The 13,373-nt window shown below is 57.2% G+C and carries 11 protein-coding genes and 1 pseudogene; 11 read left to right on the forward strand and 1 reads right to left on the reverse strand.

The annotated features are described in order from the left end of the window. Nucleotides 1-156: 156 nt before the first annotated feature. The 7 genes from priA (at nt 157) to rraA (ending at nt 8,124) form a co-directional block, all read left to right on the forward strand. The gene (gene priA / locus DDT56_RS11465) at nt 157-2,352 is read left to right on the forward strand and encodes a primosomal protein N' (RefSeq protein ID WP_136166587.1); all 2,196 of its coding nucleotides are present in this window, start codon (nt 157-159) and stop codon (nt 2,350-2,352) included. Between the two features lie 244 nt (nt 2,353-2,596). Next, a complete protein-coding gene (gene cytR, locus DDT56_RS11470; RefSeq protein ID WP_136166588.1) occupies nt 2,597-3,640 on the forward strand; it encodes a DNA-binding transcriptional regulator CytR in 1,044 nt (347 codons plus the stop codon). An 81-nt stretch (nt 3,641-3,721) separates the two neighbouring features. After that, nucleotides 3,722-4,516, forward strand: coding sequence for a cell division protein FtsN (gene ftsN / locus DDT56_RS11475; protein WP_136166589.1), 795 nt, complete (start codon nt 3,722-3,724; stop codon nt 4,514-4,516). 86 nt (nt 4,517-4,602) lie between these two features. Then, complete coding sequence (gene hslV / locus DDT56_RS11480; protein ID WP_136166590.1) at nt 4,603-5,133, forward strand: ATP-dependent protease subunit HslV; 531 nt, start codon at nt 4,603-4,605, stop codon at nt 5,131-5,133. 9 nt (nt 5,134-5,142) lie between these two features. Further along, nucleotides 5,143-6,474: an ATP-dependent protease ATPase subunit HslU gene (gene hslU, locus DDT56_RS11485; protein ID WP_136166591.1), complete on the forward strand. Its 1,332-nt coding sequence runs from the start codon at nt 5,143-5,145 to the stop codon at nt 6,472-6,474. Between the two features lie 122 nt (nt 6,475-6,596). Further along, nucleotides 6,597-7,514 carry a 1,4-dihydroxy-2-naphthoate polyprenyltransferase gene (locus DDT56_RS11490; protein ID WP_136166592.1) on the forward strand — a complete coding sequence of 306 codons (918 nt, stop codon included), beginning with the start codon at nt 6,597-6,599 and terminating at the stop codon, nt 7,512-7,514. Between the two features lie 124 nt (nt 7,515-7,638). Then, nucleotides 7,639-8,124 carry a ribonuclease E activity regulator RraA gene (gene rraA / locus DDT56_RS11495; RefSeq protein ID WP_136166593.1) on the forward strand — a complete coding sequence of 162 codons (486 nt, stop codon included), beginning with the start codon at nt 7,639-7,641 and terminating at the stop codon, nt 8,122-8,124. Nucleotides 8,125-8,207: 83 nt separating this feature from the next. Here rraA and zapB read toward each other — a convergent pair whose 3' ends face one another. Then, nucleotides 8,208-8,447 (reverse strand): septal ring assembly protein ZapB, encoded by a 240-nt coding sequence (gene zapB, locus DDT56_RS11500; RefSeq protein ID WP_136166594.1) that lies wholly within the window; start codon nt 8,445-8,447, stop codon nt 8,208-8,210. 528 nt (nt 8,448-8,975) lie between these two features. On the opposite strand from zapB, the gene DDT56_RS11505 reads away from it, so the two are divergent. From DDT56_RS11505 to glpX, 4 genes and pseudogenes are all read left to right on the forward strand, one after another. After that, complete coding sequence (locus DDT56_RS11505) at nt 8,976-9,815, forward strand: MIP/aquaporin family protein (protein ID WP_136166595.1); 840 nt, start codon at nt 8,976-8,978, stop codon at nt 9,813-9,815. A 53-nt stretch (nt 9,816-9,868) separates the two neighbouring features. Beyond that, nucleotides 9,869-11,380: a glycerol kinase GlpK gene (gene glpK, locus DDT56_RS11510; protein ID WP_136166596.1), complete on the forward strand. Its 1,512-nt coding sequence runs from the start codon at nt 9,869-9,871 to the stop codon at nt 11,378-11,380. Between the two features lie 388 nt (nt 11,381-11,768). After that, a pseudogene (locus DDT56_RS25205) lies at nt 11,769-11,846 on the forward strand (hypothetical protein); the annotation flags it as partial. A 424-nt stretch (nt 11,847-12,270) separates the two neighbouring features. Then, entirely contained in the window at nt 12,271-13,281 is a 1,011-nt protein-coding gene (gene glpX / locus DDT56_RS11520; protein ID WP_136166597.1) for a class II fructose-bisphosphatase, read from the forward strand. Nucleotides 13,282-13,373: the final 92 nt, after the last annotated feature.

Genomic DNA, 13,373 nt, shown 5'->3' on the forward strand with positions numbered 1-13,373 from the left:
CAGTATAATGGCGGCGAATCATACAGAATCCAACCAGCCGATGCAATCGCATCCACACATTATCGTGCGCAGCATGTACACTAGCGCCTGTTATTATTTCACGCCTATGCCGCGGTTGGTTAAAATCGCCATATTCTGATCCCTGCCGGAGAAGTCATGTCTGTCGCTCAGGTCGCGCTCCCCGTGCCATTAGCACGTACATTCGATTATATACTCCCCGCGGGCGTCAAGCCTCAGGTTGGCGTGCGCGTCAGCGTCTCTTTCGGCAACCGCAAGACTATCGGCATTATCGCCGCGCTCAGCGAATCCAGCGAACTGCCGCTGGCGCAGCTAAAACCGCTGCACGCCGTACTCGACGAGCAGCCGCTGTTTCCTCCCAGCCTGTGGCGCATTCTGCTGTGGGCGGTGGACTACTATCACTACCCGATCGGGGAAGTGCTGTTCCATGCCTTACCCATCTTGTTGCGTCAGGGCAAGCCGGCGCACCGCGCGCCGCTGTGGCAATGGTTCGCCACGGAACAGGGCAAAGCGACCCCGCTGGACGCGCTGAAGCGCGCGCCGAAACAGCAGCAGGCGATGGCGGCGTTGCTTCAGGCGCCGCTTTATCGCCACCAGGTCAGCGAAACCGACCTGACGGAAACCGCGCTGCAGGCCCTGCGCAAAAAAGGACTGTGCGATTTAACCGCCGCCAGACAAACGGTGCGCGACTGGCGTAAAGACTTCAGCATCTCCACCGAGCGCCTGCGTCTGAATACCGAACAGGCCACCGCCGTCGGGGCGATTCGCAGCGAAGACCAACACTTCGCCGCCTGGTTGCTGGCGGGAATTACCGGCTCGGGAAAAACGGAAGTGTATCTCAGCGTGCTGGAGAACGTACTGACGCAGGGCAAACAGGCCTTGGTCCTGGTGCCGGAGATCGGCCTGACGCCGCAGACCATCGCCCGCTTTCGCGAGCGTTTCAATGCGCCGGTCGACGTGCTGCATTCAGGCCTTAATGACAGCGAACGGCTTGCCGTCTGGCTGAGCGCCCGCGCGGGCGAGACGGCCATCGTCATCGGCACCCGTTCGGCCCTGTTTACCCCCTTTGCCCGGCTGGGCCTGATCGTCATCGACGAGGAGCACGACAGCTCTTATAAACAGCAGGAAGGCTGGCGTTACCATGCGCGCGACCTGGCGGTATTCCGCGCCAGAGAGGAAAATATTCCCATCGTCATGGGCACGGCCACCCCGGCGCTGGAAACGCTGTATAACGTCCAGACGGGCAAATACCGGCAGTTGAAGCTCAGTAAACGGCCGGGAAACGCCAGGCTGGCCAGCCAGCACCTTCTTGATCTAAAGGGTCAGCCGCTTACCGCCGGGTTATCGCAACCGCTTATCGCCCGCATCCGCCATCATCTGGCGCAGGATAATCAGGTGATTTTGTTCCTTAACCGCCGCGGCTTCGCCCCGGTGGTGATGTGCCACGAGTGCGGCTGGATTGCGGAGTGCCCGCGCTGCGATCACTATTACACCCTGCACCAACATCAGCAGATACTCAGCTGCCATCATTGCGACAGCCATCGGCCGGTGCCGCACCAGTGCCCGCAGTGCGGCACCACCAATCTGGTGCCGGTGGGAATGGGAACGGAGCGGCTGGAACAGGTGCTGGAGCCGCTGTTTGCGGGAATACCGATAACGCGCATCGATCGCGATACCACCAGCCGCAAGGGGGCGCTGGAGCAGCAGCTTTCCCAGGTCAGACAGGGCGGCGCCCGCATCCTTATCGGTACGCAGATGCTGGCGAAAGGCCACCACTTTCCCAACGTGACGCTGGTCGCGCTGCTGGATGTCGACAGCTCGCTGTTCTCCGCCGATTTTCGCGCCGCCGAGCGTTTCGCCCAACTCTATACCCAGGTTTCAGGGCGCGCCGGACGGGCGGGAAAGGCGGGAGAAGTGGTGTTGCAGACCCATCATCCGGAACATCCTTTATTGCAAATTCTGCTGCAACAGGGCTACGACGCCTTCGCCAGCCAAACGTTAAAAGAGAGACAAAGCGTTTTTCTGCCGCCCTATACCAGCCACATCCTGTTTCGCGCCGACGACCATGATAATCAGCAGGCGTCGCTGTTCCTGCAACAGCTGAGGAACCTGCTGGAAAGCAGCCCGCTGCGCGATGAATCGCTCTGGTTGCTTGGTCCGGTGCCGGCATTGCAGCCCAAACGCGCGGGCCGCTTCCGCTGGCAGCTGCTGCTGCAGCATCCCTCACGGGCGTTGTTGCAACGCCTGGTCAGAACGTCAATACCGTTGATCGGCACGCTGCCGCAGTCGCGCAAGGTAAAGTGGGTGTTGGACGTCGATCCAACGGACAGTTAGCGCCTTCGCCGCCGTCGTGGTTGCGAACCGCATCGAGAAACTGACATCTGTCACAGTTTCTATGCAAATTAAGCAATAAAAATTGCGCTCAATCTGTTAAGACTGTGCGCGGAGGCGGTATTCTGAAAAACATCGCCATTGCGCACCGCCATTGATAAATGACGGCCGGAAACCACAGCCCGCAAAATAAATCAGATAACCCTGGCTGATAGCGCCAGTTTACGCTGACGCAAGGAGAAAAGCGTTGGAGCAGAAAAAAGAAGTCGCCACGGCAACGATGAAAGACGTGGCGGACAAGGCCGGCGTGTCAACGGCCACCGTGTCGCGTACGTTGATGAATCCGGAAAAAGTATCCGCGACGACGCGCAAGAAAGTCGAACAAGCGGTTATCGCCGTGGGATATTCGCCCCATTCCCTGGTCCGAAACCTCAGGCGCAATGAATCACGAACCATCCTGACCATCGTACCGGACATCTGCGATCCCTATTTTTCCGAGCTATTCAGAGGGATCGAAGAAACCGCGGCCGAACACGGCTATCTGGTACTGATCGGCGACTGCGCCCACCAGCGGCAGAAAGAGAAAACGTTTGTCGATTTAATCATTACCAAACAGATTGACGGTATGCTGCTGCTGGGGTCCGACCTGCCGTTCGACGCCGGGAAAGAAGAGCAGCGCAGCCTGCCGCCGATGGTGATGGCCAATGAGTTTTCACCGGAGCTGGAGTTGCCGACGGTACATATTGATAATCTGACGGCCGCGTTTGAGGCGGTGCACTATCTGCATCAGTTGGGCCATCAACGCATCGCCTGTATTGCCGGACCGGAATATATGCCCCTGAGCCAATACCGCCTGCAGGGGTATGTTCAGGCGTTGCGCCGCAGCGGCATCACCATCGATAACCAATATATTATTCGCGGCGATTTTACTTATGAAACCGGGGCAAACGGCTTAACGGCGCTGATAAAGCACCCTCAGCCCCCCAGCGCCATTTTTTGCCATAACGATATCATGGCGCTTGGCGTGCTTGCGCAGGCCAAAAAAATCGGGCTGGATATACCGCGCGACCTCTCCGTGGTCGGTTTTGACGATATCGAGCAAGCCCGGTACTGCTGGCCGCCATTGACAACGGTGGCGCAACCGCGTTATCAAATCGGACGTGAAGCGATGCTGCTACTATTAGAGCAGCTACACGGCCACCGGGTACAAACCGGCTCCCGGCTGCTGGCCAGTGAACTGGTTATTCGCGACAGCACCGCGGCGCCGAATTATTCCCGCAACAGGCTTTAAGACTTCTGGTGCTGGTCAAATATTTTAGGGTTCAGTAACATGTCCTCCTGATTACTTTATTCAATTCACAGCGAAAAGACAGTGGCACAAAGAGACTATGTCAGCCGGGGGCGCTCGGGCACCCGCCGGAAAAAGACAACCGGCCGGAGAAAAAGCAACGCGTCAGGAACGTCTAAGACCATGATAGCGCTGGCTGTCGCCGTTTTAGTCACCTTTGCGGGCGGGTTGTATTTTATCGCCCATAACACGCCGGAGGAGTCGCCGGTATTGCCACGCCAAAGCACCGGGAAAGGGAACGGATTGCCTCCCAAGCCGGAAGAGCGCTGGCGTTACATTAAAGAGCTGGAAAACCGCCAGCTTGGCGTTCCTGCGCCGACCGAACCCTCCGCCGGGGGGGAAATCCAGTCGCCGGTACAGCTGACCGACGAACAGCGCCAACTGCTGGAACAGATGCAGTCCGATATGCGCCGCCAGCCGACGCAGCTCTCCGAGGTGCCTTACAACGATCAGACCCAGGTGCCGCGCTCGGCGGTCACCATCGCCCCGCCGGCGCAAACACAGCCGGTCACGCGGACACCGCCGGCAACGACGCCGGCAGCGCCCAGGCAGGAAGCGGCGAAACAGCCGCAGGCGCCCAAAGCGGAGAAAACGCAACGCTGGATTGTGCAGTGCGGATCGTTCAAAAGCATGGAGCCGGCCGAGTCGGTAAGAGCGCAGCTGGCTTTTGCCGGTATTGAAAGCCGCATCGCCTCCAACGGCGGGTGGAACCGCATCATGCTCGGCCCCTATGCCAACCGCGCCGCGGCCGACAAAATGCTACAGCGTCTCAGAGAGATCGGCACCTCCAGCTGTATCCCGCTTGCCAGTGGGGGTTGAAAAACCCCACCCCCTGCCCCATCTATAAATCAATATGCCCCGCCTGACCGCGGGGGCCTTTTTTTTTCGGTAACGGGGACTTACTCGTGACAACAATTGTAAGTGTACGCCGCAACGGCCATGTGGTCATAGGCGGCGATGGGCAGGCCACGCTGGGAAATACCGTGATGAAAGGCAACGTGCGTAAAGTACGCCGCCTGTATAACGATCGCGTTATCGCGGGCTTTGCCGGCGGTACGGCCGATGCATTCACGCTGTTCGAGCTATTTGAGCGCAAGCTGGAAATGCATCAGGGTCATCTGGTGAAAGCCGCGGTAGAACTGGCGAAGGACTGGCGTACCGACCGTATGCTGCGTCGTCTGGAAGCGTTGCTGGCCGTGGCCGATGAAAATGCGTCGCTGATTATTACCGGCAACGGCGATGTCGTGCAGCCGGAAAATGATTTGATCGCCATCGGATCCGGCGGCCCCTACGCTCAGGCCGCCGCTCGCGCGTTGCTGGAAAATACCGAGTTAAGCGCACGGGATATTGTCGAGAAATCGTTAGGTATTGCTGGCGATATCTGTATCTACACCAACCAGTTCCACACGATTGAAGAATTAGCCTCCAAGGCGTAAGGATCAACTATGTCTGAAATGACCCCGCGCGAGATAGTCAGCGAACTTGATAGCTATATCATCGGTCAGCACAACGCCAAACGAGCGGTGGCCATCGCGCTGCGCAACCGCTGGCGGCGCATGCAGCTGGAAGAAACGCTGCGCCACGAAGTCACGCCGAAAAATATTCTGATGATCGGCCCTACCGGCGTGGGTAAGACCGAAATCGCCCGCCGTCTGGCCAAGCTGGCCAATGCGCCGTTCATCAAGGTTGAGGCCACCAAATTTACCGAAGTCGGCTATGTCGGCAAGGAAGTTGACTCGATCATCCGTGATTTGACCGATTCGGCGATAAAAATGGTGCGTCAGCAATCCATCGAGAAGAACCGTCATCGGGCCGAAGAGCTGGCGGAAGAGCGGATTCTTGACGTTCTGATCCCCCCGGCCAAAAACAACTGGGGACAGCCCGAAGAGAATCAGGAACCCTCGGCGACGCGTCAGGCGTTTCGCAAGAAGCTGCGTGAAGGCCAGTTGGACGATAAGGAAATCGAGATCGATCTGGCCGCCGCGCCGGTCGGCGTCGAAATCATGGCGCCGCCGGGCATGGAAGAGATGACCAACCAGCTGCAATCCATGTTTCAGAACCTGGCGGGGCAGAAACAGAAAGCCCGCAAGGTGAAAATCAAGGAAGCCTTTAAGCTGCTGGTGGAAGAGGAAGCCGCCAAACTGGTTAATCCGGAAGAGCTGAAGCAGTTGGCGATCGAGTCCGTCGAGCAGCACGGCATCGTGTTTATCGATGAGATCGACAAAATCTGTAAGCGCGGCGAAACCTCCGGCCCGGACGTGTCCCGCGAAGGGGTACAGCGCGACCTGCTGCCGCTGGTGGAAGGCTGCACCGTCTCGACCAAGCACGGTATGGTCAAAACCGACCACATCCTGTTTATCGCCTCCGGCGCGTTCCAGGTTTCCAGCCCGTCGGACCTGATCCCGGAATTGCAGGGACGTTTGCCCATTCGCGTTGAATTACAGGCGCTGACGACGGAAGATTTTGAGCGTATCCTGACGGAGCCAAGCGCATCTTTGACCGAGCAGTACAAGGCACTGATGGCGACGGAAGGTGTCAGCATCGAATTCTCCGCCGACGGGATCCGGCGGATTGCGGAAGCCGCGTGGCAGGTCAACGAGCGTACCGAGAATATCGGCGCCCGTCGTCTGCACACCGTGCTGGAGCGTTTGATTGAAGATATCTCTTACGATGCCAGCGAAATGAGCGGTCAAAACGTTACCATTGACGCAGATTACGTACGTAATCACCTGGATGAATTAGTAGCAGATGAAGATCTGAGCCGATTTATCTTATAATCCGTTTTCACGGACGTCCTGTTAACCGTTAAACGGGAGGCTCTGGCCTCCCGTTTGTGTTTATGGCGTTGCCGTTACCGAAACTTTTTATTATTCATAAACAATAAAAATTGAAGCACACCATGACCTTATCAACCCATAACAGCAAGACCAAAGCCTGGCTGGACAGTTTGCGTCCCAAAACGTTGCCATTAGCTTTCGCCTCTATCGTCACCGGCTCGGCGATTGCAGGCTGGCACAGCAGTTTTAAGCCAGGGATCGCTTTACTGGCTTTGCTTACCGCCGGACTACTGCAGATTCTGTCCAATCTGGCGAATGACTATGGGGATGCGGTAAAAGGCAGCGACACCGCGGACCGCATCGGTCCGCTGCGCGGGATCCAGACCGGCGCCATTAGCCTGACGCAGCTCAGAAACGCGCTGATAGCGACCGTCGCCCTGACCATTATTTCCGGCGTGTCGCTGGTGATTGCCGCCTGTGAAAAACCAACCGATATCATCGGCTTTCTGATCCTGGGATTACTGGCCATCCTGGCCGCCATTACCTATACCGTCGGCAACAAGCCTTACGGCTATATCGGGCTGGGCGACATCTCGGTGCTGATATTCTTCGGCTGGCTGAGCGTGGCCGGCTCCTACTACCTGCAAACGGGCCATTTCGACAGCATCGTCCTGCTGCCGGCCACCGCCTGCGGCCTGCTGGCCACCGCGGTGCTGAATATCAACAACCTGCGCGATATCGACAACGACCGCATCAGCGGGAAAAATACCCTGGCGGTGCGTCTGGGATCGCAAAAGGCCCGCTGCTATCACACCGTGCTGCTGCTGCTGGCGCCGGTTTGCCTCGGACTGTTCGCCATACTCTACCTGCACAGCCTGGCCGGCTGGCTGTTTATCCTGACGCTGCCTTTGCTGCTCAAACAGGCCATTTACGTGCTGCGTGAAACCAGCGCGTTCAGCATGCGCCCGATGCTGGAAAAAACCGTCAAAGGCGCTCTGCTGACCAATCTTCTGTTCGCCGTGGGCGTCATGCTGAGCTGACAGGAAGCGCGCAAGATACGCAACGGTTTACTGATGCGTATCAAGTTAACATTTGATGATTTTGCCAACATCCGTCAGAAAGGGATATACTCATTACCCCCAGCGGCAAACTGACGTCAATCCTATGAAATACGATACTTCCGAACTGTGCGATATCTATCACGAAGAGGTTAACGTTGTCGAACCTCTGTTCTCCAATTTTGGCGGGCGTACTTCATTTGGTGGGAAAATCACCACGGTGAAATGTTTTGAGGATAACGGCCTGCTTTATGACCTGCTGGAAGAAAACGGCATCGGGCGCGTGCTCCTGATCGACGGCGGCGGGTCGGTGCGCCGTGCGTTAATCGACGCCGCGCTGGCCAGGCTGGCGACCCAGAACGAATGGGAAGGCATCGTCATCTACGGCGCCGTGCGTCAGGTGGACGATCTGGCTGAACTGGATATCGGCATCCAGGCGATGGCCGCGATCCCGGTCGGCGCGGTCGGCGAAGGCGTCGGCGAAAGCGATATCCGGGTTAATTTCGGCGGCGTGACGTTCTTCTCCGGCGATCACCTCTACGCGGACAACACCGGGATCATTCTGGCGGAAGATCCGCTGGATATTGAATAACTCCCCCGTTCGGTGGTGAAAAGGGCGAATCATCGCCCTTTTCTGCAAAACCCGCAGCCCATCTCGCTATGGGATGGGTGCGCTTAGACCTCTTCCATTTTCCCTAACAGCGCGCGCAGGCGATCCTGCCATACCGTCTGTTCTTCTTTCAGCTGTTCGTTCTCGCGCACCAGCGCTTCGCGGGAACCTGCCGCCGCCTGCACCTCTTGCGACAGGGCGTTGTTCTTCTCTTTCAGCTCTTCAATTTCCATTTGTAACAAAGTAATAGTATCAATCGCTTGCTGAACTTTTGCTTCCAGCTTTTCAAACACTTCAAATGACATTCTTCAAACCCCTTTTAATCGCAAGGCATAAATTCGGTTCACGCCGGCCCGCGGCAGCTGCGCGATCGCACACCTGACGCGACGCCCGTCGTTTAATACGCCTATAGACGTAACCTGATGGCGAAACTGATCAACAGCGACCATAACGGAATTGTATGTAGCCGATGTATCCCTGTCTAGCAGACATCCCCTCACAATACCGAGTGTGACATCTTTTCTTCGCCGCCACTATCAGCACAAACTGAAAAACAGGCCTGACGATCTGCCTTCTTTATGGCTAAAGTTAATAAATTTAACCTGGCATTTAACATAAGCGGACGTTAGCAACCACCAAACGGCAATTCGCCAAGCGAATACGCTCATTTTTTTGACAAACAACACACATTTTGATTTCGATATTTCTCGTTTTCGAACATTAACGATAAATTCACATCACCAATACATTCAAAGCAAGAAAGCAAAGGACGCTGCATTCCGGTTCCCTTGCAAGATCCACCACTCTGTACCCTAGCCATCAGGAAAATAATTATGAGTCAATTAGAAAGCTCCACCTTAAAAGGCCAGTGTATCGCCGAGTTTCTGGGCACCGGCCTGTTGATCTTCTTCGGCGTCGGCTGCGTCGCCGCGTTAAAACTGGCGGGCGCCAGCTTCGGGCAATGGGAAATCAGCATCATCTGGGGGTTGGGGGTGGCGATGGCCATTTACCTGACCGCCGCGATTTCCGGCGCGCATCTTAACCCGGCGGTCACTATCGCCCTGTGGCTGTTCGCCTGTTTTGATCGCCGCAAAGTCGTCCCCTACATTCTGGCCCAGCTGGCTGGCGCCTTCTGCTCCGCGGCGCTGGTCTACGGCCTGTATTACAATCTGTTCGTGGATTTTGAGCAGACGCATCATATAGTCCGCGGCAGCGTGGAAAGCCTGAATCTCGCCGGTACCTTCTCGACTTATCCGCACCCGCAGATTTCCGTCATCCAGGCGTTCCTGGTCGAAACAGTGATTACCGCCATCCTGATGTGCCTGATTCTGGCGCTGACCGACGACGGCAACGGCATCCCGCGCGGGCCGCTGGCGCCGTTGCTGATCGGTATTTTAATCGCCGTTATCGGCGCCTCCATGGGGCCGCTCACCGGCTTTGCGCTGAACCCGGCGCGTGACTTCGGTCCCAAACTGTTCACCTTCCTGGCGGGCTGGGGGGAAGTCGCTTTCACCGGCGCGCGCGACATACCTTACTTCCTGGTTCCGATTTTCGGCCCCATCGTCGGCGCCTGCCTGGGAGCCTTCGGCTACCGCGCCTTGATTGGCCGCCATCTGCCGTGTGACGTTTGCAAAACCGACGGCGAAACGACAGTAGGCACCGAGACCCGTTAAACTTAACGCCACGGCAATCGTTCTTTTACGGTTAACAATGACAGGATTGAATTATGACCTCGGAAAAAAAATACATAGTCGCTCTCGATCAGGGCACCACCAGCTCCCGCGCCGTAGTGCTGGATCATGACGCCAACATCATCAGCGTTTCACAGCGCGAGTTCAGCCAAATTTATCCGAAAGCGGGTTGGGTAGAACACGATCCGATGGAAATCTGGGCTTCGCAAAGCTCCACGCTGGTGGAAGTGCTGGCCAAAGCCGATATCAATTCCGACGAAGTCGCGGGCATCGGCATCACCAACCAGCGTGAAACCGCCATCGTCTGGGAAAAAGAGAGCGGCAAACCGATTTACAACGCCATCGTCTGGCAGTGCCGCCGCACGGCGGAGATCTGCGAAAAGCTGAAGAAAGACGGTCTGGAGCAGTATATCCGCGACACCACCGGCCTGGTGGTCGATCCCTATTTCTCCGGCACCAAGGTGAAATGGATCCTCGATCACGTGGAAGGCTCGCGCGAGCGGGCGCAACGCGGCGAATTACTGTTTGGCACCGTGGATACCTGGCTGATCTGGAAAATGACCCAGGGACGCGTCCACGTCACCGATTACACCAACGCCTCCCGCACCATGCTGTTCAATATCCATACCCTTGAATGGGATGAGCGCATGTTGCAGGCGCTGGATATTCCACGCGCCATGCTGCCCGAAGTGCGCGCCTCCTCGGAAATTTACGGACAAACCAATATCGGCGGTAAAGGCGGCACGCGTATCCCGATTGCCGGTATCGCCGGCGATCAGCAGGCGGCGCTGTACGGCCAGCTTTGCGTTCATCCGGGGATGGCGAAAAACACCTACGGCACCGGCTGCTTCCTGCTGATGAACACCGGCACCGAAGCCGTGCTCTCAAAACACGGCCTGCTGACCACCATCGCCTGCGGACCGCGCGGTGAAGTCAATTACGCCCTGGAAGGTTCCGTTTTCGTCGGCGGCGCCTCCATCCAGTGGCTGCGCGATGAGCTGAAGCTGATCGGCGAGTCGATGGATTCGGAATACTTCGCCACCAAAGTCAAGGATACCAACGGCGTGTATGTGGTTCCCGCCTTTACCGGGCTTGGCGCCCCCTACTGGGACCCCTATGCCCGCGGCGCGATCTTCGGCCTGACCCGCGGCGTCAACGCCAACCACATTATCCGCGCCACGCTGGAATCCATCGCCTACCAGACCCGCGACGTACTGGATGCCATGCAGGCGGACGCGGATACCCGCCTGAAGGCGCTGCGCGTCGATGGCGGCGCCGTCGCCAACAATTTCCTGATGCAATTCCAGTCCGATATTCTCGGCACCCGCGTCGAGCGCCCGGAAGTACGTGAAGTAACCGCGCTGGGCGCCGCGTTCCTGGCCGGTCTGGCGACCGGATTCTGGAACGATCTGGATGAAGTGAAAAGCAAAGCCACCATTGAACGTGAATTCCGCCCCAGTATCGAAACGGTTGAACGCAACTTCCGTTACAAAGGCTGGCAAAAAGCCGTCGCCCGCGCCCGTGAATGGGAAGAGCACGACGAATAAAACCCTCACCGGGCGCGCCTGCCGCGCCCGATCCAGCGCCCCGGCGCACGCTTTAACGGCGACCAGGGCCGTTCCTCAGCAGGTTACGGCAAGGTGTTACTATTTTCGTGATCGGCATCATGTCGTTATTCAACACCCTCTTGATGTTAGCGATAATATTGCCCCGCGCCGCGGGTAACGGGCTTTCCATTTCAGAGGGCCGGGAAGAACAAATTCGTCGGGAACGAATTTGACCAGCCAACGCCTGGCCTCCGGTGAGAGACAGGAAGTCTCTCATTTAATCCCGATGAGCTTACACAGTGACGGGGTATAAAAATATTATTTTTAAATAAAACAGGTAACCATGATGACAATTAAAAAGTTAGCGGTTCGGCGTTAGTGGTATTTAATGCCCATCATATTTATTACCTATAGTCTGGCCTATCTCGATCGGGCTAATTATGGATTTGCCGCCGTCATGGATATCGTCTCCGTTGGCTGGCTGTCGGCGCTGCCCTATTTTGCCGCCGTCGTCACCATGCTGAGCGTCTCCTGGCTGGTGGGTTATCTGAATGGCATTACCCCGGCAATCCAAATATGTCATACAGTTTTATGGCCGCGGCGCTGCTGCTGTCGGTGGTAATCATGGCCCGGGTTCGCGCTCCCGCGCAGGAAAAACCCGTCATTCCCCACGCCGGGAAAAGCCTTACTCAGCGTTAATTATGGTTCGTGCCGTTCAGGCGGCACGTTCCAGCACCCGCCCCTATTGACGAAAAAAGGCGGGCGGATGAAACCGCGCTGATGCGCCGTCAGGATCCATCCGTTGCTTGTCATTTACGCTCCCCGTCTTCGGGTGTGATAAAATCCCCGCCCACAAACTCTCTTTCCGGTTCAATAACAGACAGGTATCCATGAAACGTGAATTAGCCATCGAATTCTCGCGCGTCACCGAGGCGGCCGCGCTGGCAGGCTATAAATGGTTAGGCCGCGGCGACAAAAACGCCGCTGACAACGCGGCGGTGCAGGCCATGCGCATTATGCTCAATCAGGTCGATATCAACGGCCGGATTGTTATCGGCGAAGGCGAAATCGATGAAGCGCCGATGCTGTATATCGGCGAGCAGGTCGGCACCGGCCAGGGCGACGCGGTGGATATCGCCGTCGATCCCATCGAAGGCACGCGCATGACCGCCATGGGTCAGGCCAACGCGCTGGCGGTGCTGGCGGTCGGCGAAAAAGGGGCTTTTCTGCACGCCCCCGACATGTATATGGAAAAACTGATCGTCGGTCCTGAAGCCAAGGGCATTATCGACCTGCAGCTCCCGCTGGCGGAAAACCTGCGTAATATCGCCCGCAAGATGAACAAACCGCTCAGCCAGTTAACGGTGATTACCCTGGCCAAACCGCGTCATGACGCGGTGATTGCCGAGATGCAGCAGTTGGGCGTGAAGGTATTCGCCATTCCCGACGGCGACGTTGCCGCCTCCATTCTTACCTGCATGCCGGACAGCGAAGTCGACGTGCTGTACGGCATCGGCGGCGCGCCGGAAGGCGTTATCTCCGCGGCGGTGATCAGAGCGCTCGACGGCGATATGCAGGGCCGCCTGCTGGCGCGCCATCAGGTTAAAGGCGACAGCGAAGAGAACCGCCGGATCGGCGAGGATGAGCTGGCGCGCTGCCGGGGAATGGGTATCGAGGCCGGGAAAGTGTTGCCGCTCGGCGAGATGGCGCGTAACGACAACGTGATTTTCTCGGCAACCGGCATCACCAAGGGCGATCTGCTGGAAGGGATCGCGCGCCGCGGCAATATCGCCACCACCGAAACCCTGCTGATCCGCGGAAAATCACGCACCATCCGCCGCATCAAATCCACCCACTACCTCGATCGCAAGGATCGGACGCTGCATGATTTTCTGCTTTAACCCGATGGTTAACCACTATATTTTAACCGCCTAATTGTTTCACAATTGTTAATAAATGGCGTATCTTAGAGGCGGCCAATTAATGGCCGCAC

Source organism: Brenneria corticis, assembly GCF_003115855.1.
Classification (GTDB): Bacteria; Pseudomonadota; Gammaproteobacteria; order Enterobacterales; family Enterobacteriaceae; genus Brenneria; species Brenneria corticis.